We start from the raw sequence: 18972 nt of genomic DNA on the forward strand, positions 1-18972 counted from the left end.
GAGGAAAAAATGTCTCGTGTTGCTAAAGCACCGGTCGTTGTTCCTGCCGGCGTTGATGTAAAAATCAACGGTCAGGTTATTACGATCAAAGGTAAAAACGGCGAGCTGACTCGTACTCTCAACGATGCTGTTGAAGTTAAACATGCAGATAATGCACTGACCTTCGGTCCGCGTGATGGTTACGCAGATGGTTGGGCTCAGGCTGGTACCGCGCGTGCCCTGCTGAACTCAATGGTTGTCGGTGTTACCGAAGGCTTCACTAAGAAGCTGCAGCTGGTTGGTGTAGGTTATCGTGCAGCGGTTAAAGGCAATGTTGTTAACCTGGCTCTGGGTTTCTCCCATCCGGTTGATCATCAGCTGCCGGCCGGTATCACTGCAGAATGTCCGTCTCAGACTGAAATCGTGCTGAAAGGCGCTGATAAGCAGATGATCGGCCAGGTTGCAGCAGATCTGCGCGCCTACCGTCGTCCTGAGCCTTATAAAGGCAAGGGTGTTCGTTACGCCGACGAAGTCGTGCGTACCAAAGAGGCTAAGAAGAAGTAAGGTAACACTATGGATAAGAAATCTGCTCGTATCCGTCGTGCGACCCGCGCACGCCGCAAGCTCCAGGAGCTGGGTGCAACTCGCTTGGTGGTACATCGTACCCCGCGTCATATTTACGCACAGGTCATTGCATCGAACGGTTCTGAAGTTCTGGTAGCTGCTTCTACTGTAGAAAAAGCTATCGCTGAACAACTGAAGTACACCGGTAACAAAGACGCTGCAGCAGCTGTGGGTAAAGCTGTCGCTGAACGCGCTCTGGAAAAAGGCATCAAAGATGTTTCCTTTGACCGTTCCGGGTTCCAATATCATGGTCGTGTCCAGGCACTGGCAGATGCTGCCCGTGAAGCTGGCCTTCAGTTCTAAGGTAGAGGTGTAAGATGGCTCACATCGAAAAACAAGCTGGCGAACTGCAGGAAAAGCTGATCGCGGTAAACCGCGTATCTAAAACCGTTAAAGGTGGTCGTATTTTCTCCTTCACAGCTCTGACTGTTGTTGGTGATGGTAACGGTCGCGTTGGTTTTGGTTACGGTAAAGCACGCGAAGTTCCGGCAGCGATCCAGAAAGCGATGGAAAAAGCCCGTCGCAATATGATTAACGTCGCGCTGAACCACGGCACCCTGCAGCACCCGGTTAAGGGTACTCACACGGGTTCTCGTGTATTCATGCAGCCGGCTTCCGAAGGTACCGGTATCATCGCCGGTGGTGCAATGCGCGCCGTTCTGGAAGTCGCTGGAGTTCGTAACGTTCTGGCTAAAGCGTATGGTTCCACTAACCCGATTAACGTGGTTCGTGCAACTATCGATGGCCTGGAAAATATGAATTCTCCAGAAATGGTCGCTGCCAAGCGTGGTAAATCCGTTGAAGAAATTCTGGGGTAATTGACCATGGCAAAGACTATTAAAATCACTCAAACCCGCAGTGCAATCGGTCGTCTGCCGAAACACAAGGCAACGCTGCTTGGCCTGGGTCTGCGTCGTATTGGTCATACTGTAGAACGTGAGGATACTCCTGCCGTTCGTGGTATGGTCAACGCGGTTTCCTTCATGGTTAAAGTTGAGGAGTAAGAGATGCGTTTAAATACTCTGTCTCCGGCCGAAGGCTCCAAAAAGGCGGGTAAACGCCTGGGTCGTGGTATCGGTTCTGGCCTCGGTAAAACCGGTGGTCGTGGTCACAAAGGTCAGAAATCTCGTTCTGGCGGTGGCGTACGTCGCGGTTTCGAGGGTGGTCAGATGCCTCTGTACCGTCGTCTGCCGAAATTCGGTTTCACTTCACGTAAAGCAATGATTACGGCAGAAATTCGTCTGTCCGATCTGGCTAAAGTAGAAGGCGACGTAGTTGACCTGAACACGCTGAAAGCGGCTAACATTATCGGCATCCAGATCGAGTTCGCGAAAGTGATCCTGGCTGGTGAAGTATCTCGTCCGGTAACTGTTCGTGGCCTGCGTGTTACTAAAGGCGCTCGTGCTGCTATCGAAGCTGCTGGCGGTAAAATTGAGGAATAAGTAGCAGATGGCTAAGCAACCGGGATTAGATTTTCAAAGTGCCAAAGGCGGTTTCGGCGAACTGAAACGCAGACTTTTGTTTGTTATCGGCGCGCTGATTGTGTTCCGAATTGGCTCTTTTATTCCGATCCCTGGTATCGATGCCGCTGTACTTGCCAAACTGCTTGAGCAACAGCGAGGCACCATCATTGAAATGTTTAACATGTTCTCTGGTGGTGCTCTCAGCCGTGCTTCTATCTTTGCTCTGGGTATTATGCCGTATATTTCGGCATCAATTATTATCCAGCTGCTGACGGTGGTTCACCCAACGCTGGCAGAAATTAAGAAAGAAGGGGAGTCTGGTCGTCGTAAGATCAGCCAGTACACCCGCTACGGTACTCTGGTGCTGGCAATATTCCAGTCGATCGGTATTGCTACCGGTCTGCCGAATATGCCTGGTATGCAGGGCCTGGTTATTAACCCAGGCTTTGCATTCTATTTCACCGCTGTTGTCAGTCTGGTCACAGGAACGATGTTCCTGATGTGGCTCGGCGAACAGATTACTGAACGAGGTATCGGTAACGGTATTTCGATCATTATCTTCGCTGGTATCGTTGCGGGACTCCCGCCAGCCATTGCCCATACTATCGAGCAAGCGCGTCAAGGCGACCTGCACTTCCTCCTGTTGCTGTTGGTTGCAGTATTAGTATTTGCAGTGACCTTCTTTGTTGTCTTCGTAGAACGTGGTCAACGCCGCATTGTGGTGAACTACGCTAAGCGTCAACAAGGTCGTCGTGTCTATGCTGCACAGAGCACACATTTGCCGCTGAAAGTGAATATGGCGGGGGTAATCCCGGCAATCTTCGCTTCCAGTATTATTCTGTTCCCGGCGACCATCGCGTCATGGTTCGGGGGCGGTACTGGTTGGAACTGGCTGACAACAATTTCGCTGTATTTGCAGCCTGGGCAACCGCTTTATGTGTTACTCTATGCGTCTGCAATCATCTTCTTCTGTTTCTTCTACACGGCGTTGGTCTTCAACCCGCGTGAAACAGCAGATAACCTGAAGAAGTCCGGTGCATTTGTACCAGGAATTCGTCCGGGAGAGCAAACGGCGAAGTATATCGATAAGGTAATGACTCGCCTGACTCTAATCGGTGCGTTGTATATTACTTTTATCTGCCTGATCCCGGAGTTCATGCGTGATGCAATGAAAGTGCCGTTCTACTTCGGTGGGACCTCACTGCTTATCGTTGTCGTCGTGATTATGGACTTTATGGCTCAAGTGCAAACTCTGATGATGTCCAGTCAGTATGAGTCTGCATTGAAGAAGGCGAACCTGAAAGGCTACGGCCGTTAATTGGTCGCCCGAGAAGTTACGGAGAGTAAAAATGAAAGTTCGTGCTTCCGTCAAGAAATTATGCCGTAACTGCAAAATCGTTAAGCGTGATGGTGTCATCCGTGTGATTTGCAGTGCCGAGCCGAAACATAAACAGCGCCAAGGCTGATTTATTTCGCATATTTTTCTTGCAAAGTTGGGTTGAGCTGGCTAGATTAGCCAGCCAATCTTTTGTATGTCTGTGCGTTTCCATTTGAGTATCCTGAAAACGGGCTTTTCAGCATGGAACGTGCAATTCAAATAATAGGAGTGCATAGTGGCCCGTATAGCAGGCATTAACATTCCTGATCACAAACATACCGTAATCGCGTTAACTGCAATTTTCGGTATCGGCAAGACCCGTTCTAAGGCAATTTGTGCCTCAGCGGGAATCGCTGAACATGTTAAGATCAGTGAGCTGTCTGAAGAACAGATCGATACGTTGCGCGACGAAGTAGGTAAATTCGTCGTTGAAGGTGATCTGCGTCGTGAAATCACCCTGAGCATCAAGCGTCTGATGGACCTTGGTTGCTACCGTGGTTTGCGTCATCGTCGTGGTCTCCCGGTTCGCGGTCAGCGTACCAAGACCAACGCACGTACCCGTAAGGGTCCGCGCAAACCGATCAAGAAATAATCGGGGTGATTGAATAATGGCAAAGGCACCAATTCGTGCACGTAAGCGTGTAAGAAAACAAGTCTCTGACGGCGTGGCTCATATCCATGCTTCTTTCAACAACACCATCGTTACTATTACTGATCGTCAGGGTAACGCTTTGGGTTGGGCAACAGCCGGTGGTTCCGGTTTCCGTGGTTCACGCAAATCCACTCCGTTCGCAGCTCAGGTTGCAGCAGAGCGTTGCGCTGAAGCCGTAAAAGAATACGGCATCAAGAATCTGGAAGTTATGGTCAAGGGACCGGGTCCGGGTCGCGAATCTACTATTCGTGCTCTGAACGCCGCTGGTTTCCGCATCACTAATATTACTGATGTGACTCCGATCCCTCACAACGGTTGTCGTCCGCCGAAAAAACGTCGCGTATAACGCGGTCGTTTTCTAGGATTGTTGGAGAAAGAAAATGGCAAGATATTTGGGTCCTAAGCTCAAGCTGAGCCGTCGCGAGGGCACAGACCTCTTCCTGAAGTCTGGCGTTCGCGCGATCGATACCAAGTGTAAAATTGAACAAGCTCCTGGCCAGCACGGTGCGCGTAAACCGCGTCTGTCTGACTATGGTGTGCAGTTGCGTGAAAAGCAAAAAGTTCGCCGTATCTACGGTGTGCTGGAGCGTCAGTTCCGTAACTATTATAAAGAAGCAGCACGTCTGAAAGGCAACACCGGTGAAAACCTGTTGGCTCTGCTGGAAGGTCGTCTGGACAACGTTGTATACCGTATGGGCTTCGGCGCCACTCGTGCAGAAGCACGCCAGCTGGTTAGCCACAAGGCTATCATGGTAAACGGTCGTGTTGTTAACATCGCTTCTTATCAGGTTAAAGCGAATGACGTTGTTAGCATTCGTGAGAAAGCGAAAAAGCAGTCTCGCGTGAAAGCCGCTCTGGAGCTGGCTGAGCAGCGTGAAAAGCCAACCTGGCTGGAAGTTGATGCTGGCAAGATGGAAGGTACGTTCAAGCGTCAGCCGGAACGTTCTGATCTGTCTGCGGACATTAACGAACACCTGATCGTCGAGCTTTACTCCAAGTAAAGCTTAGTACCAAAGAGAGGACACAATGCAGGGTTCTGTGACAGAGTTTCTAAAACCGCGCCTGGTAGATATCGAGCAAGTGAGTTCGACGCACGCCAAGGTGACCCTTGAGCCTTTAGAGCGTGGCTTTGGCCATACTCTGGGTAACGCACTGCGCCGTATTCTGCTTTCATCAATGCCGGGTTGCGCGGTGACCGAGGTTGAGATTGATGGTGTACTGCACGAGTACAGCACCAAAGAAGGCGTTCAGGAAGATATCCTGGAAATCCTGCTCAACCTGAAAGGGCTGGCGGTGAAAGTTCATGGTAAAGATGAAGTTATTCTTACTTTGAATAAATCTGGCATTGGCCCTGTGACCGCAGCCGACATTACCCACGACGGTGATGTCGAAATCGTCAAGCCGCAGCACGTTATCTGCCACCTGACCGATGAAAACGCATCTATTAGCATGCGTATCAAAGTTCAGCGCGGTCGTGGTTATGTGCCGGCGTCTTCCCGAATTCATTCGGAAGAAGATGAGCGCCCGATCGGACGTCTGCTGGTCGACGCCTGCTACAGCCCTGTAGAGCGTATTGCCTACAATGTTGAAGCAGCGCGTGTAGAACAGCGCACCGACCTGGACAAGCTGGTCATCGAAATGGAAACCAACGGCACAATCGATCCTGAAGAGGCGATTCGTCGTGCGGCAACCATCCTGGCTGAACAACTTGAAGCTTTCGTTGATTTACGTGATGTACGTCAGCCGGAAGTTAAAGAAGAGAAACCAGAATTCGATCCGATCCTGCTGCGCCCTGTTGACGATCTGGAATTGACTGTCCGCTCTGCTAACTGCCTCAAGGCAGAAGCTATCCACTATATCGGTGATCTGGTACAGCGTACCGAGGTTGAGTTGCTGAAAACGCCGAACCTGGGTAAAAAATCTCTTACCGAGATTAAAGACGTGCTGGCCTCCCGTGGTCTGTCTCTGGGCATGCGCCTGGAAAACTGGCCACCGGCAAGCATTGCTGACGAGTAACCGGATCACAGGTTAAGGTTTTACTGAGAAGGATAAGGTCATGCGCCATCGTAAGAGTGGTCGTCAACTGAACCGCAACAGCAGCCATCGCCAGGCTATGTTCCGCAACATGGCAGGTTCGCTGGTTCGTCATGAGATCATCAAGACGACCCTGCCGAAAGCGAAAGAACTGCGTCGCGTAGTTGAGCCGCTGATTACTCTTGCCAAGACTGATAGCGTAGCTAATCGTCGTCTGGCATTCGCCCGCACTCGTGATAACGAGATCGTGGCAAAACTGTTTAACGAGCTGGGCCCGCGTTTCGCGAGCCGTGCCGGTGGTTACACTCGCATTCTGAAGTGTGGCTTCCGTGCTGGTGACAACGCTCCGATGGCTTACATCGAGCTGGTTGATCGCGCCGAGCCGAAAGCAGAAGCTGCTGCAGAGTAATCTGTAGTAACGTAGAAAAACCCGCTTCGGCGGGTTTTTTTATATCCTCCGCACCCCCATCTCACTACAATATTCATACACTTTTTGTTCAATCCCCTGGAGACAGCGTATGTGGTTGCTTGATCAGTGGGCGGAACGCCATATCCTTGATGCCCAAAAAAGCGGTGAGTTTGATGATCTACCCGGCACGGGTGAACCGTTGCATCTCGAGGACGACTCCCATATTCCGGAGGAACTACGGGCGGGTTATCGCCTGTTGAAAAATGCGGGTTGTTTACCGCCGGAACTTGCTCAGCGGAAAGAAGCGCTTGAGCTCAGGGATCTCTTACAGAGCGTACGGGAAGGCGATCCCCGCTATCATGAACTGAACCGCAGACTGACGCTGCTGGAGCTGAAATTGCGTCAGGCAGGGTTGAACACCGATTTTCTGCGCGGCGAATATGCAGACCGGCTGATACAGAAAATGAATGAGGGCTGAATATGTACCGTATAGGCGAACTGGCGAAATTAGCAGATGTCACCCCGGATACGATCCGTTATTACGAAAAACAGCAAATGATGGACCACGATGTCCGTACAGAGGGCGGTTTTCGTCTCTATTCTGACAATGATCTGCAACGGCTGCGCTTTATTCGCTATGCGCGACAACTGGGGTTTACGTTGGAATCGATCCGTGAACTGCTCTCGATCCGTATCGATCCTGAACACCATACCTGTCAGGAGTCCAAAAGCATTGTTCAGGCACGATTAAGCGAAGTCGAAGAGCGAATTGAAGAGCTGCAGACAATGCGCCGCTCGTTGCAGCGCCTGAACGACGCATGTTGCGGTACCGCGCACAGCAGCGTGTATTGCTCTATCCTCGAAGCGCTGGAGCAAGGTGCGAGTACGCCACCACTTTCTGCACGTTGATCTTTTTTAATGCGAGGATTACACTCCCGCCGTCAAAACATACAATCTGGAGAAATTATGAGCCGCTATCAGCACAAGAAGGGGCAAATTAAGGATAACGCCATTGAGGCTTTACTTCATGACCCGCTGTTCCGCCAGCGCGTTGAGAAGAACAAGAAAGGGAAAGGCAGTTATTTACGCAAAGATAAGCACGAAAAACGGGGTAACTGGGAGGCCAGTGGCAAGAAAGCAAAATGCTTTTTTACCACTGGCCTTCTGGCTTTTACGCGTCAGATTATGAACGGTTATTTTGTTCTTTCAGCAGATCGCGAATTTCAGATAGCAGGACTTCTTCTTTAGTCGGTGCCGGTGGTTCTTTCGCTTCGACTTCATTATTGCGACGAAGTTTATTCATCAGTTTGATTGCCATGAAAATAGCAAAGGCAACGATGATAAAGTCAAAAATATTCTGAATGAAAACGCCATAGTGCATCACTACCGCCGGGATATCCCCGACTGCCGGGCGCAGTGTCCAGGCAAATTGCTTGAAATCTACCCCGCCAATTAACAACCCCAGGGGCGGCATAATAATATCGGCAACCAGTGATGATACGATTTTGCCAAATGCGGCACCAATAATGACACCCACGGCTAAATCGACAACATTCCCGCGCATCGCGAATTCGCGAAACTCTTTAAGTAAGCTCATTTTTTTCTCCATGTGCCAGCTGACGTTTATAAGTTTAACAAATGTTTAGTCAATTTCCATTAGACACAGAGAATCAAAATAATTGATTAGCCCTTAAATAATAAAGGGTTAATGAAGAAAGCGCCCCTGAGGGCGCGTCGCTGGAAATTAAAGGAAGAAAGGACTTGGCTGGAAAAGTCGTTCAACATCAGTAATAAACTTTTTATCCGTCAGGAACATAATCACGTGATCGCCCTGTTCAATGCGAAGATTATCATTAGCGATCATGACATCATTTCCACGCACGACGGCGCCAATAATGGTTCCCGGCGGCAGTTTAATTTCATCAATCACCCTGCCGACCACTCTGGATGTGGTTTCATCACCGTGGGCAACGGCTTCAATGGCTTCGGCAACGCCTCTGCGCAACGAAGACACACCGACAATATCTGCTTTACGCACATGGCTCAGCAAGGCGGAAATCGTCGCCTGCTGCGGAGAAATGGCGATATCAATAACGCTGCCCTGCACGAGATCGACATAAGCGCGGCGCTGGATCAGCACCATCACCTTTTTCGCCCCCATGCGTTTCGCCAGCATCGCCGACATGATGTTCGCTTCGTCATCGTTGGTGACCGCGATAAAGAGATCAACCTGATCGATATGCTCTTCCGTCAGCAGTTCCTGATCCGACGCATCGCCGAAGAACACGATCGTATTTTGCAGCTTCTCGGCCAGCTCTGCGGCACGCTGCTGATCGCGCTCGATCAGTTTGACGCTGTAGTCTTTCTCCAGACGCTGGGCCAGCCCTGCACCAATGTTACCGCCGCCCACGAGCATGATGCGCTTATAGGGTTTCTCCAGACGCTGCATTTCGCTCATGACGGCGCGAATATGCTGTGAGGCAGCAATGAAGAAAACCTCATCACCGGCCTCCACAATGGTCGAACCCTGAGGACGGATCGGCCTGTCGTGGCGGAAAATCGCCGCCACGCGGGTATCGATATGCGGCATATGCTCGCGCATGGTCGACAGCGCATTGCCCACCAGCGGGCCGCCATAGTAGGCGTTAACCACCGCAAGACTCACCTTACCTTCGGCAAAATTCACCACCTGTAGCGCGCCAGGATATTCGATCAGGCGATAAATGCTGTCGATGACCAGTTGCTCCGGGGCAATCAAATGATCGATCGGCACCGCTTCGGAATGAAATAGTTTCTCGGCATCACGGACGTAGTCAGGCGCACGGATGCGCGCGATACGATTTGGTGTGTTAAACAGGGAGTAGGCGACCTGGCAGGCCACCATATTGGTTTCGTCCGAGCTGGTCACGGCAACGAGCATATCTGCGTCGTCGGCACCGGCTTCGCGCAGCACGCGGGGATGCGAACCATGGCCCTGCACGACACGGAGATCGAATTTATCCTGCAGGCTGTGCAGACGTTCGCCATTGATGTCGACAACGGTAATGTCGTTATTCTCGCCCACCAGGTTTTCCGCCAGGGTGCCGCCAACCTGACCCGCACCAAGTATGATAATTTTCATCTGTCGCGATCCGTTATCCGATCATTTCTTGATTAGCTTAGCGTAAAAGAAGCCATCGCCTTCTTCCGCAGCAGGCAGGTTTTGCTTGCCCGGATCCTCTGGTGTACCGGTGCCACTCAATACCGCATCAGGCGTACGTTCCAGAAACGCGCGTATTTGTTCGCTGTTCTCTTCAGGAAGAATGGAACAGGTAGCATAAACCAGCGTACCGCCAGACTTCAGATGCGGCCACACTGCATCGAGAATTTCGCGTTGCAGACCGGCAAGTTCAGGAATATCACGATCGCGACGCAGCCATTTGATATCAGGATGGCGGCGAATCACGCCGGTCGCAGAACAGGGAGCATCCAGCAGGATACGATCAAACTGTATACCATCGCACCACTGCGCAGGATAGCGACCGTCGCCTTGTTTCACCTGCGCTTTCATTCCCAGGCGTTTCAGGTTGTCATACACGCGGGAGAGTCGTTTTTCATCCACATCGACGGCCATCACCTGCGCGTCTGGCGCTGCCTCCAGAATATGCGTCGTTTTACCACCCGGCGCCGCGCAGAGGTCGAGGATCTGCTCGCCATTTTCTGGCGCCAGGTACGTAATGCAACCCTGCGCGGAGGCATCCTGGACGGTCACCCATCCTTCTTCAAAACCCGGCAGGGCGTGAACGGGTAGCGGGGATTCCAGCCGGATGGCGTCCGGGTAGTCGGGATGCGTAAAACCTTTATGACCTGCTTCTTCCAGCAAGGCCAGCCACGCATCGCGACTGTGATGATTACGGTTAATGCGCAGCCACATCGGCGGCCGTTGGTTATTGGCCTCAACAATGGTTTCCCACTGCTGCGGATATGCTTTTTGAAGTCGTTTTAACAACCAGGAAGGATGAAGCGAACGGCTTTCGCTTTGCGCAAACGCGCTAAGTAACGCTTCTTGCTGGCGCTGAAACTGGCGCAGTACACCATTGATCAGCCCTTTTAGCTGCGGACGTTTGATAGCAACCGCGCCTTCTACGGTCTCTGCCAGCGCGGCGTGCGGCGGAATTCGGGTATAAAGTAGCTGATAGAAACCCACCATGATCAGGTAGTGGATTGTGCGTTGTTTGCCCGTCATCGGGCGCGACATGAGCTGATTGATCAGCCATTCCAGCTGAGAAAGGGTGCGCAAAACACCAAAGCAGAGCTCCTGGAGCAGTGCTTTATCTTTGTCTGACACTTTTTGCTGGAGCGGCGGGAGAACATTGCTGAGCGATTGCCCGTTTTCAACTACCTGCTCCACGGCCTGAGCCGCAAGGCTGCGTAAATTTGTATTTTTTTTCATAACCGCAAAAACAAAAATGCCCGGTAACACCGGGCTTAAGACGTTTCACCCTCAGGCGAGACGATTACCGGGAATAAACCACTCCCGACGGGAATTTAACAGATCCTGCACGTTCATCGCTTTCTTCCCTGCAGGCTGTAGCGATTGCAGGTTTAAAATGCCATCGCCTGTCGCGACCTGAATGCCGTTTTTATTGGCCTCAATGATGGTGCCGGGTTCAGCATTCGCGGGTGTATCAATAACCGACGCCTGCCAGACTTTAACCGGTTGATCGTCAATGACGATATAGCTCATCGGCCAGGGATTGAAAGCACGAATATTACGTTCAAGCTGAGCGGCGGATAGTGACCAGTCAACGCGCGCCTCTTCCTTGCTGAGTTTCTCAGCATAGGTGACCAGTGATTCATCCTGCACTTCGGGTTTTGCCGTGCCGCGCGCAAGCTGGTTCAGTGTGAGCAGCAGACCTTCAGGTCCCATTCCGGCCAGTTTGTCGTACAGCGATGCGCTGGTATCGTCAGGCGTAATCGGGCAGGCAAGCTTACAGAGCATATCGCCGGTATCAAGACCCACATCCATCTGCATGATGGTCACGCCAGTTTCGGCATCACCGGCCCACAGCGAACGCTGGATGGGTGCAGCACCGCGCCAGCGTGGCAGCAGGGAACCATGCACGTTGATACAGCCAAGACGAGGCATATCCAGCACGGCTTTCGGCAGAATCAGGCCATATGCCACGACGACCATGACATCGGCGTTAAGATCAGCAACGAGCTGCTGGTTTTCCTGCGGGCGAAGCGAGACAGGCTGGAAAACTGGTAGACCTTTTTCTTCGGCGAGCACCTTTACCGGGCTCGGCATCAGCTTCTTGCCGCGACCCGCAGGGCGATCGGGTTGGGTAAACACGCCGACAATCTGATGCTCAGACGACAACAGCGCGTCAAGATGACGCGCTGCAAAGTCAGGTGTACCCGCAAAAATAATACGTAGTGAGTCTGACACGTTGATTCTTGTCCTTAAGCTCTCGCATTCAGACGGTCGAGTTTCTCAACTTTCTGACGAATACGTTGTTGCTTCAGCGGCGACAGATAATCGATAAACAGCTTGCCGACCAGGTGATCCATTTCATGCTGAATACAGATTGCCAGCAGGCCATCGGCTTCCAGTTCGTATGATGTGCCTTCACGGTCCAGCGCACGGATTTTCACTTTCTCGGCGCGCGGCACCAGAGCGCGTTGCTCCGGAATAGAAAGACAACCTTCTTCAATACCGGTTTCACCGCTTTTTTCCAGCAGTTCCGGGTTGATCAGTACCAGTCGTTCGTCGCGATTTTCGGAAACATCAATCACGATGATGCGCTGATGGATATCCACCTGCGTTGCCGCCAGACCGATACCTTCTTCGGCGTACATCGTCTCGAACATATCATCGACGATACGCTGAATTTCTGCATTCACTTCTTTGACCGGCGTAGCGACTTTGCGAAGGCGCTCGTCCGGAATATGTAACACTTGCAAAACTGCCATAAATTTCCAGAGTCGTATTCAGGAGTTGAAAAGATAATTACTACTATTCTAGACAAAACCCCACCTGATTGACAGCATCACTGACCAATCGCAAGGATTGCCGAAGCCGCTTGTGGCAGGGAGAAGAGATGACATCAACAGAGATAGGGTTGCGTCTGATGGCGGTAGCCGGAATATACGGTGACGTTATGCTGGACGCGTTTCGGGCGCTGAAAACGTCTCCTTCTGTAGAAAAGCGTGCCCTGCTGCAGGCGGGTCTTTCCGCCAGACAAGCGGCGCAGTTTCTCGCTGTTTCTGATACCGAACTGGAAACCTCTCTGCAATGGCTTGAGAAGCCAGACCATCATTTGATTACCGCAGACAGCAGTGCGTACCCCGAAGCGTTACGCGCCATCGTGGATTACCCCGCGCTATTGTTTGTTGCAGGCGATCCCACAGTGCTTCATTCCCCGCAACTGGCCGTGGTGGGAAGCCGGGCCCATTCCTGGTATGGCGAACGGTGGGGCAGCCTTTTCTGCGAGACGCTGGCGGCACACGGTTTGACGATCACCAGCGGGCTGGCGCTGGGGATTGACGGTGTAGCTCACCGCGCGGCATTGAAAGCCAAAGGGAAAACCATCGCTGTGCTGGGACACGGGCTTTCATTAATTCATCCGCGGCGGCATCTTTCGTTGGCGAAGCAAATTCTGGAAACGGGTGGCGCGCTGGTGTCTGAGTTTCCATTGTTGACCAAACCGCTGGCTCACCACTTTCCCCGGCGAAACCGGGTCATCAGTGGTCTAAGCATGGGAGTATTCGTCGTTGAAGCGGCGCTAAAGAGCGGTTCACTGGTTACCGCCAGATGTGCGCTCGAACAGGGAAGAGACGTCTTTGCCTTGCCCGGCCCGGTTGGTCACCCCGGTACGGAGGGCCCGCACTGGCTGATTCGGCAGGGCGCGATTCTCGTGAACTCACCCGAGGAAATCCTGGAAAATTTGCAATATGGCTCCCGATGGGTGCCAGATGACGCTGAAAAAGCAATTTATTCACCGGATCATCAGACTGTGGCATTGCCATTTCCAGAGCTCCTGGCTAACGTAGGAGATGAGGTAACACCTGTTGACGTCGTCGCTGAACGTGCCGGCCAACCTGTGCCAGTAACGGTGGCTCAGCTACTCGAACTGGAGTTAGCAGGGTGGATCGCAGCTGTACCCGGCGGCTATGTCCGTTTAAGGAGGGCATGCCATGTTCGACGTACTAATGTATTTGTTTGAGACTTACATCCATAACGAAGCTGAAATGCGCGTGGATCAGGACAAACTGACGCGGGACCTTACCGACGCCGGTTTTGATCGTGAGGATATTTATAACGCGCTGTTGTGGCTTGAAAAGCTCGCTGACTATCAGGAAGGCCTCGCCGAACCGATGCAGCTCGCTTCTGACCCACTCTCCGTTCGTATTTATACGGAAGAAGAGTGCCAACGGCTGGATGCCAGTTGCCGGGGATTCTTGTTATTCCTGGAGCAGATTCAGGTGCTAAACCTCGAAACGCGTGAAATGGTGATCGAACGCGTCATGGCGCTGGATGCCGCAGAATTCGATCTGGAAGACCTTAAGTGGGTCATTCTGATGGTGCTGTTTAACATCCCGGGTTGTGAAAACGCGTACCAACAAATGGAAGAATTACTCTTCGAAGTGAATGAAGGTATGCTGCATTAATCATTTGTGCGGCATCAAGAGTTGTTATGGTCAAATCAGCACTGTTTACGGTGCGTAAAAATGAGCCCTGCCCTCAATGCGGGGCTGAACTGGTTATCCGATCCGGGAAACACGGTCCGTTTCTCGGCTGCTCTCATTATCCGGAATGCGATTACGTCCGTCCCCTGAAGACCCAGGCGGATGGGCACATCGTAAAAGTTCTGGAGGGGCAGTTATGCCCTGCCTGTGGCGCAGAGCTGGTGTTGCGCCAGGGGCGTTTTGGTATGTTCATTGGGTGCAGCCAATACCCTGAGTGTGAACATACCGAAGTCATCGACAAGCCCGATGAAACGGCGATTAGCTGCCCGCAGTGTCATCAGGGCCACCTCGTCCAGCGCCGCTCGCGCTATGGTAAAACCTTTCATTCCTGCGATCGCTATCCGGAATGTCAGTTCGTTATCAATTTCAAACCCGTGGCGGGCGAATGTCCGGAATGCCATTACCCGCTGCTCATCGAAAAGAAAACCGCACAGGGCGTGAAGCGTTTCTGTGCCAGTAAACAATGTGGAAAGCCGGTAACGGCGGAACAAATCAGTGAATAATTACCTGCCATCAGACACCGTATCTCATGCTGTTGCGGTGTTAAATAATGAAAACGTCATCGCCTATCCCACAGAAGCTGTTTTTGGTGTCGGTTGCGACCCGGACAGCGAAACTGCGGTCATGAAATTGCTGGATCTCAAACAGCGACCGGTTGAAAAAGGTCTGATTCTGATCGCTGCCGATTTTGAACAGCTCAAACCCTACATCGACGATTCCCGGCTGACAGACGAACAACGCGCCGCCGTGTTTTCCTGCTGGCCGGGGCCTGTCACCTTTGTTTTCCCGGCACGTGCCACGACGCCACGCTGGCTGACCGGGCGTTTCGACTCGCTGGCGGTGCGTGTCACTGACCATCCGCTGGTAATAGAACTCTGCCGTGCTTACGGCAAACCGATTGTCTCCACCAGTGCTAATCTGACCGGATTGCCGCCGTGTCGTACGACAGAAGAGGTCCGCGCACAGTTTGGTGACGATTTTCCGGTTGTGAACGGCCTCACCGGCGGTCGCCTGAATCCTTCGGAGATTCGGGATGCGCTGACGGGTGAACGCTTTCGCCAGGGGTAATATATGGAAACTTACGCTGTCTTTGGTAATCCGATCGCACACAGCAAATCGCCGTTTATCCATCAGCAGTTTGCGAAACAACTCCATATTGAACATCCGTATGGGCGAGTGCTGGCATCGGTGGATGATTTCACTAACACCCTGAATGCCTTTTTCGCCGCGGGTGGTAAGGGCGCTAACGTAACCGTTCCTTTTAAAGAAGAGGCATTCGCCAGAGCGGATGAACTCACCGAGCGTGCTGCGCTGGCCGGTGCGGTTAATACGCTTAAGCGGCTGGAGGACGGGCGTTTACTGGGTGATAACACCGACGGGATCGGCCTGCTTAGCGATCTGGAACGTCTTGACCTCATCAAACCGGGCTTTCGTATTCTGCTGGTGGGTGCTGGCGGCGCGGCGCGGGGTGTTTTACTGCCGCTGCTGTCGCTGAACTGTGCCGTCACGATGACTAACCGGACGTTTTCCCGCGCTCAGGAGCTGGCGCAGCTCTTTGCCCATACAGGTAGCATCAACGCCGTTGAAATTAACCGACTCAACGGGCTGGAGTTTGACCTCATTATTAATGCCACGTCGAGCGGCATTGGCGGTGAGGTACCTGCAATTCCTTCTTCCCTCATTAATGCGCATGTTCGCTGCTATGACATGTTTTATCAGAAAGGCAATACGCCCTTTCTGCGCTGGTGCGAGCAACATGGCGCGAAAATGTGTGCTGATGGGTTAGGGATGCTGGTGGCTCAGGCGGCGCATGCGGTATTGCTCTGGCACGGCGTATTGCCTGAAACCACGCCGGTGATCGCAGCGCTTTCCCGGGAACTGCAGGCGTGAATCAGGCGATCCAGTTTCCCGACAGAGAGATCTGGGATGATGAACTACGCGCGGTGATTTTCCCGGCGCTGGTTAATGGCATGCAACTGACCTGTGCCATCAAAGGGGAAACGCTGACGCATCACTTTGGCGGCGATACGCCAGAAACGTGGCTGGCTGTTTTTCGCGAACACCGTTGGGATCTGGAAGACGCGGCCGAACAGATGATTCGCGAAGAACAGGATGACAGTCAGGGCTGGTTCTGGCTCTCCTGATTCAGATAGTCATTCTTCCATGTCACGTAGTTGTTCGCAGAATAGCGTAGCCCCGCAATTTCCGCTTCCGTCAGGGGGCGGATCTGTTTCACCGGGCTGCCTAAATAGAGATAGCCGCTCTCCAGGCGCTTGTTCTGCGGTACAAGACTCCCGGCGCCAATCATCACATCATCCTCAACCATCACACCGTCGAGCAGAATAGAGCCCATTCCTACCAGTACGCGATTGCCAATCGTGCAGCCATGCAGCATCACTTTATGTCCCACGGTGACATCGTCTCCCACAATCAGGGGATTGCCTTCCGGGTTAGAAGAGGACTTATGGGTGACATGGAGAACGCTACCGTCCTGGATATTGCTGCGGGCCCCGACAGAGACGTAATTGACATCGCCGCGGATGGCAACCAGCGGCCAGATGCTGACGTCATCAGCTAAACGCACGTCACCAATCACCACGCTGGTGGGATCAATCATCACGTTTTGACCGAGTTTGGGAAAAGTATCCTTATAAGGACGAAGCTGTGCAGACATGATTACCTCTGTTTGATCACGTATCGCTGCATTATCGACTATCGGCGGGGCTTTCACACCTCAAAAAAGCAGCAGATCGTACAGGATCAGCGCGAAAAGCCCGAAAAATCAGCAGTCAGAAAAAAAGATCCAAAAAACGCTTGTGCAAAAAAATGGGATCCCTATAATGCGCCTCCGTTGAGACGACAACGTGAATCACTTCACCAGATGGTCGGAACGGCTGAAGAGAAAAATCCTGAGAAATTAGGGTTGACTCTGAAAGAGGAAAGCGTAATATACGCCACCTCGCGACAGTGCGCTGTAAGCCGCGTCGCAACTGCTCTTTAACAATTTATCAGACAATCTGTGTGGGCACTCGGAGTGACATGGATTCTTAACGTCNAACGTCTTCGGACGAAAAATGAATACCAAGTCTCAAAGAGTGAACACGTAATTCATTACGAAGTTTAATTCTTAGAGCATCAAACTTGAATTGAAGAGTTTGATCATGGCTCAGATTGAACGCTGGCGGCAGGCCTAACACATGCAAGTCGAGCGGCAGCGGGGGAAAGCTTGCTTTCCCGCCGGCGAGCGGCGGACGGGTGAGTAATGTCTGGGAAACTGCCTGATGGAGGGGGATAACTACTGGAAACGGTAGCTAATACCGCATAACGTCTTCGGACCAAAGTGGGGGACCTTCGGGCCTCATGCCATCAGATGTGCCCAGATGGGATTAGCTAGTAGGTGGGGTAACGGCTCACCTAGGCGACGATCCCTAGCTGGTCTGAGAGGATGACCAGCCACACTGGAACTGAGACACGGTCCAGACTCCTACGGGAGGCAGCAGTGGGGAATATTGCACAATGGGCGCAAGCCTGATGCAGCCATGCCGCGTGTATGAAGAAGGCCTTCGGGTTGTAAAGTACTTTCAGCGGGGAGGAAGGTGTTGTGGTTAATAACCGCAGCAATTGACGTTACCCGCAGAAGAAGCACCGGCTAACTCCGTGCCAGCAGCCGCGGTAATACGGAGGGTGCAAGCGTTAATCGGAATTACTGGGCGTAAAGCGCACGCAGGCGGTCTGTCAAGTCGGATGTGAAATCCCCGGGCTCAACCCGGGAACTGCATCCGAAACTGGCAGGCTTGAGTCTTGTAGAGGGGGGTAGAATTCCAGGTGTAGCGGTGAAATGCGTAGAGATCTGGAGGAATACCGGTGGCGAAGGCGGCCCCCTGGACAAAGACTGACGCTCAGGTGCGAAAGCGTGGGGAGCAAACAGGATTAGATACCCTGGTAGTCCACGCCGTAAACGATGTCGACTTGGAGGTTGTGCCCTTGAGGCGTGGCTTCCGGAGCTAACGCGTTAAGTCGACCGCCTGGGGAGTACGGCCGCAAGGTTAAAACTCAAATGAATTGACGGGGGCCCGCACAAGCGGTGGAGCATGTGGTTTAATTCGATGCAACGCGAAGAACCTTACCTGGTCTTGACATCCACGGAAGTTTTCAGAGATGAGAATGTGCCTTCGGGAACCGTGAGACAGGTGCTGCATGGCTGTCGTCAGCTCGTGTTGTGAAATGTTGGGTTAAGTCCCGCAACGAGCGCAACCCTTATCCTTTGTTGCCAGCGGTCCGGCCGGGAACTCAAAGGAGACTGCCAGTGATAAACTGGAGGAAGGTGGGGATGACGTCAAGTCATCATGGCCCTTACGACCAGGGCTACACACGTGCTACAATGGCATATACAAAGAGAAGCGACCTCGCGAGAGCAAGCGGACCTCATAAAGTATGTCGTAGTCCGGACTGGAGTCTGCAACTCGACTCCACGAAGTCGGAATCGCTAGTAATCGTGGATCAGAATGCCACGGTGAATACGTTCCCGGGCCTTGTACACACCGCCCGTCACACCATGGGAGTGGGTTGCAAAAGAAGTAGGTAGCTTAACCTTCGGGAGGGCGCTTACCACTTTGTGATTCATGACTGGGGTGAAGTCGTAACAAGGTAACCGTAGGGGAACCTGCGGTTGGATCACCTCCTTACCTGAAAGAACCTGCCT

General features: G+C 52.4%; 28 protein-coding genes and 1 rRNA gene. 23 read left to right on the plus strand and 6 right to left on the minus strand.

Annotated features, from left to right (window positions below; genetic code table 11):
* The first annotated feature begins 9 nt into the window (after positions 1–9).
* The 15 genes from rplF to AOY23_RS22185 all read left to right on the plus strand — a co-directional run bounded on the left by rplF (position 10) and on the right by AOY23_RS22185 (position 7787).
* Positions 10–543, plus strand: coding sequence for a 50S ribosomal protein L6 (rplF, locus tag AOY23_RS20510; protein ID WP_054181091.1), 534 nt, complete (start codon positions 10–12; stop codon positions 541–543).
* Between the two features lie 9 nt (positions 544–552).
* Entirely contained in the window at positions 553–906 is a 354-nt protein-coding gene (gene rplR, locus AOY23_RS20515; RefSeq protein ID WP_038158510.1) for a 50S ribosomal protein L18, read from the plus strand.
* A 14-nt stretch (positions 907–920) separates the two neighbouring features.
* On the plus strand, positions 921–1421 hold the full coding sequence (gene rpsE / locus AOY23_RS20520; protein WP_049847029.1) for a 30S ribosomal protein S5: 501 nt from the start codon (positions 921–923) through the stop codon (positions 1419–1421).
* A 6-nt stretch (positions 1422–1427) separates the two neighbouring features.
* Positions 1428–1607 (plus strand): 50S ribosomal protein L30, encoded by a 180-nt coding sequence (gene rpmD, locus AOY23_RS20525; RefSeq protein ID WP_001140434.1) that lies wholly within the window; start codon positions 1428–1430, stop codon positions 1605–1607.
* Positions 1608–1610: 3 nt separating this feature from the next.
* The gene (rplO, locus tag AOY23_RS20530; protein WP_054181090.1) at positions 1611–2045 is read left to right on the plus strand and encodes a 50S ribosomal protein L15; all 435 of its coding nucleotides are present in this window, start codon (positions 1611–1613) and stop codon (positions 2043–2045) included.
* Between the two features lie 7 nt (positions 2046–2052).
* Entirely contained in the window at positions 2053–3384 is a 1332-nt protein-coding gene (gene secY, locus AOY23_RS20535) for a preprotein translocase subunit SecY (RefSeq protein ID WP_038158504.1), read from the plus strand.
* A gap of 31 nt (positions 3385–3415) precedes the next feature.
* The gene (gene rpmJ, locus AOY23_RS22180; protein ID WP_000868187.1) at positions 3416–3532 is read left to right on the plus strand and encodes a 50S ribosomal protein L36; all 117 of its coding nucleotides are present in this window, start codon (positions 3416–3418) and stop codon (positions 3530–3532) included.
* 147 nt (positions 3533–3679) lie between these two features.
* The gene (gene rpsM / locus AOY23_RS20540; RefSeq protein WP_038158502.1) at positions 3680–4036 is read left to right on the plus strand and encodes a 30S ribosomal protein S13; all 357 of its coding nucleotides are present in this window, start codon (positions 3680–3682) and stop codon (positions 4034–4036) included.
* A gap of 16 nt (positions 4037–4052) precedes the next feature.
* On the plus strand, positions 4053–4442 hold the full coding sequence (rpsK, locus tag AOY23_RS20545; protein WP_002919257.1) for a 30S ribosomal protein S11: 390 nt from the start codon (positions 4053–4055) through the stop codon (positions 4440–4442).
* 34 nt (positions 4443–4476) lie between these two features.
* Entirely contained in the window at positions 4477–5097 is a 621-nt protein-coding gene (gene rpsD, locus AOY23_RS20550) for a 30S ribosomal protein S4 (RefSeq protein WP_038158499.1), read from the plus strand.
* Between the two features lie 25 nt (positions 5098–5122).
* Entirely contained in the window at positions 5123–6112 is a 990-nt protein-coding gene (locus AOY23_RS20555; RefSeq protein ID WP_054181089.1) for a DNA-directed RNA polymerase subunit alpha, read from the plus strand.
* A gap of 40 nt (positions 6113–6152) precedes the next feature.
* Positions 6153–6539 carry a 50S ribosomal protein L17 gene (gene rplQ, locus AOY23_RS20560; protein WP_002919206.1) on the plus strand — a complete coding sequence of 129 codons (387 nt, stop codon included), beginning with the start codon at positions 6153–6155 and terminating at the stop codon, positions 6537–6539.
* A 109-nt stretch (positions 6540–6648) separates the two neighbouring features.
* Complete coding sequence (locus AOY23_RS20565; protein WP_054181088.1) at positions 6649–7017, plus strand: DnaJ family domain-containing protein; 369 nt, start codon at positions 6649–6651, stop codon at positions 7015–7017.
* A gap of 2 nt (positions 7018–7019) precedes the next feature.
* Positions 7020–7448 carry a Zn(2+)-responsive transcriptional regulator gene (gene zntR / locus AOY23_RS20570; protein ID WP_054181087.1) on the plus strand — a complete coding sequence of 143 codons (429 nt, stop codon included), beginning with the start codon at positions 7020–7022 and terminating at the stop codon, positions 7446–7448.
* A gap of 57 nt (positions 7449–7505) precedes the next feature.
* Positions 7506–7787: an alternative ribosome-rescue factor A gene (locus AOY23_RS22185; protein WP_072171077.1), complete on the plus strand. Its 282-nt coding sequence runs from the start codon at positions 7506–7508 to the stop codon at positions 7785–7787.
* On the opposite strand, the gene mscL is transcribed toward AOY23_RS22185, so the two are convergent.
* The 5 genes from mscL to def all read right to left on the minus strand — a co-directional run bounded on the left by mscL (position 7723) and on the right by def (position 12494).
* The gene (gene mscL / locus AOY23_RS20575; protein WP_054181086.1) at positions 7723–8136 is read right to left on the minus strand and encodes a large-conductance mechanosensitive channel protein MscL; all 414 of its coding nucleotides are present in this window, start codon (positions 8134–8136) and stop codon (positions 7723–7725) included. The two genes, AOY23_RS22185 and mscL, sit on opposite strands and share 65 nt — an antisense overlap.
* Positions 8137–8283: 147 nt before the next feature.
* Positions 8284–9660 carry a Trk system potassium transporter TrkA gene (gene trkA / locus AOY23_RS20580; RefSeq protein ID WP_054181085.1) on the minus strand — a complete coding sequence of 459 codons (1377 nt, stop codon included), beginning with the start codon at positions 9658–9660 and terminating at the stop codon, positions 8284–8286.
* Between the two features lie 21 nt (positions 9661–9681).
* Positions 9682–10971, minus strand: coding sequence for a 16S rRNA (cytosine(967)-C(5))-methyltransferase RsmB (gene rsmB, locus AOY23_RS20585; protein WP_054181108.1), 1290 nt, complete (start codon positions 10969–10971; stop codon positions 9682–9684).
* Between the two features lie 51 nt (positions 10972–11022).
* Complete coding sequence (gene fmt, locus AOY23_RS20590; RefSeq protein WP_054181084.1) at positions 11023–11970, minus strand: methionyl-tRNA formyltransferase; 948 nt, start codon at positions 11968–11970, stop codon at positions 11023–11025.
* 14 nt (positions 11971–11984) lie between these two features.
* Positions 11985–12494, minus strand: a complete 510-nt coding sequence (gene def / locus AOY23_RS20595; RefSeq protein WP_054181083.1) for a peptide deformylase — start codon at positions 12492–12494, stop codon at positions 11985–11987.
* A 128-nt stretch (positions 12495–12622) separates the two neighbouring features.
* Between def and dprA the strand changes: the two genes are divergently transcribed.
* The 6 genes from dprA to AOY23_RS20625 are packed head-to-tail and all read left to right on the plus strand — an operon-like array spanning position 12623 to position 16414.
* Positions 12623–13747, plus strand: coding sequence for a DNA-protecting protein DprA (gene dprA, locus AOY23_RS20600; protein ID WP_054181082.1), 1125 nt, complete (start codon positions 12623–12625; stop codon positions 13745–13747).
* A complete protein-coding gene (gene smg, locus AOY23_RS20605; protein WP_038158479.1) occupies positions 13719–14192 on the plus strand; it encodes a DUF494 family protein Smg in 474 nt (157 codons plus the stop codon). Before dprA ends, smg begins: the two co-directional genes overlap by 29 nt.
* Before the next feature lie 26 nt (positions 14193–14218).
* Positions 14219–14773, plus strand: coding sequence for a DNA topoisomerase family protein (locus AOY23_RS20610; protein WP_054181081.1), 555 nt, complete (start codon positions 14219–14221; stop codon positions 14771–14773).
* Positions 14766–15338 (plus strand): L-threonylcarbamoyladenylate synthase type 1 TsaC, encoded by a 573-nt coding sequence (gene tsaC / locus AOY23_RS20615; protein ID WP_054181080.1) that lies wholly within the window; start codon positions 14766–14768, stop codon positions 15336–15338. The genes AOY23_RS20610 and tsaC overlap by 8 nt, the downstream gene beginning before the upstream one ends.
* Before the next feature lie 3 nt (positions 15339–15341).
* Entirely contained in the window at positions 15342–16160 is an 819-nt protein-coding gene (gene aroE / locus AOY23_RS20620) for a shikimate dehydrogenase (protein ID WP_054181079.1), read from the plus strand.
* Positions 16157–16414, plus strand: a complete 258-nt coding sequence (locus AOY23_RS20625; RefSeq protein WP_054181078.1) for a DUF1488 family protein — start codon at positions 16157–16159, stop codon at positions 16412–16414. The genes aroE and AOY23_RS20625 overlap by 4 nt, the downstream gene beginning before the upstream one ends.
* Here AOY23_RS20625 and AOY23_RS20630 read toward each other — a convergent pair.
* Entirely contained in the window at positions 16390–16944 is a 555-nt protein-coding gene (locus tag AOY23_RS20630; RefSeq protein WP_054181077.1) for a gamma carbonic anhydrase family protein, read from the minus strand. The genes AOY23_RS20625 and AOY23_RS20630 overlap by 25 nt on opposite strands.
* 12 nt (positions 16945–16956) lie before the next feature.
* Here AOY23_RS20630 and AOY23_RS22765 point away from each other — a divergent pair, with 12 nt between their 5' ends.
* Both AOY23_RS22765 and AOY23_RS20635 read left to right on the plus strand, forming a co-directional pair.
* Complete coding sequence (locus AOY23_RS22765) at positions 16957–17271, plus strand: hypothetical protein (RefSeq protein ID WP_152958655.1); 315 nt, start codon at positions 16957–16959, stop codon at positions 17269–17271.
* 142 nt (positions 17272–17413) lie between these two features.
* Positions 17414–18955: ribosomal RNA gene (locus tag AOY23_RS20635) — 16S ribosomal RNA — on the plus strand.
* The last annotated feature ends 17 nt before the right edge of the window (positions 18956–18972 follow it).

The organism is Trabulsiella odontotermitis (assembly GCF_001297775.1).
GTDB classification, from domain to species: Bacteria; Pseudomonadota; Gammaproteobacteria; order Enterobacterales; family Enterobacteriaceae; genus Trabulsiella; species Trabulsiella odontotermitis.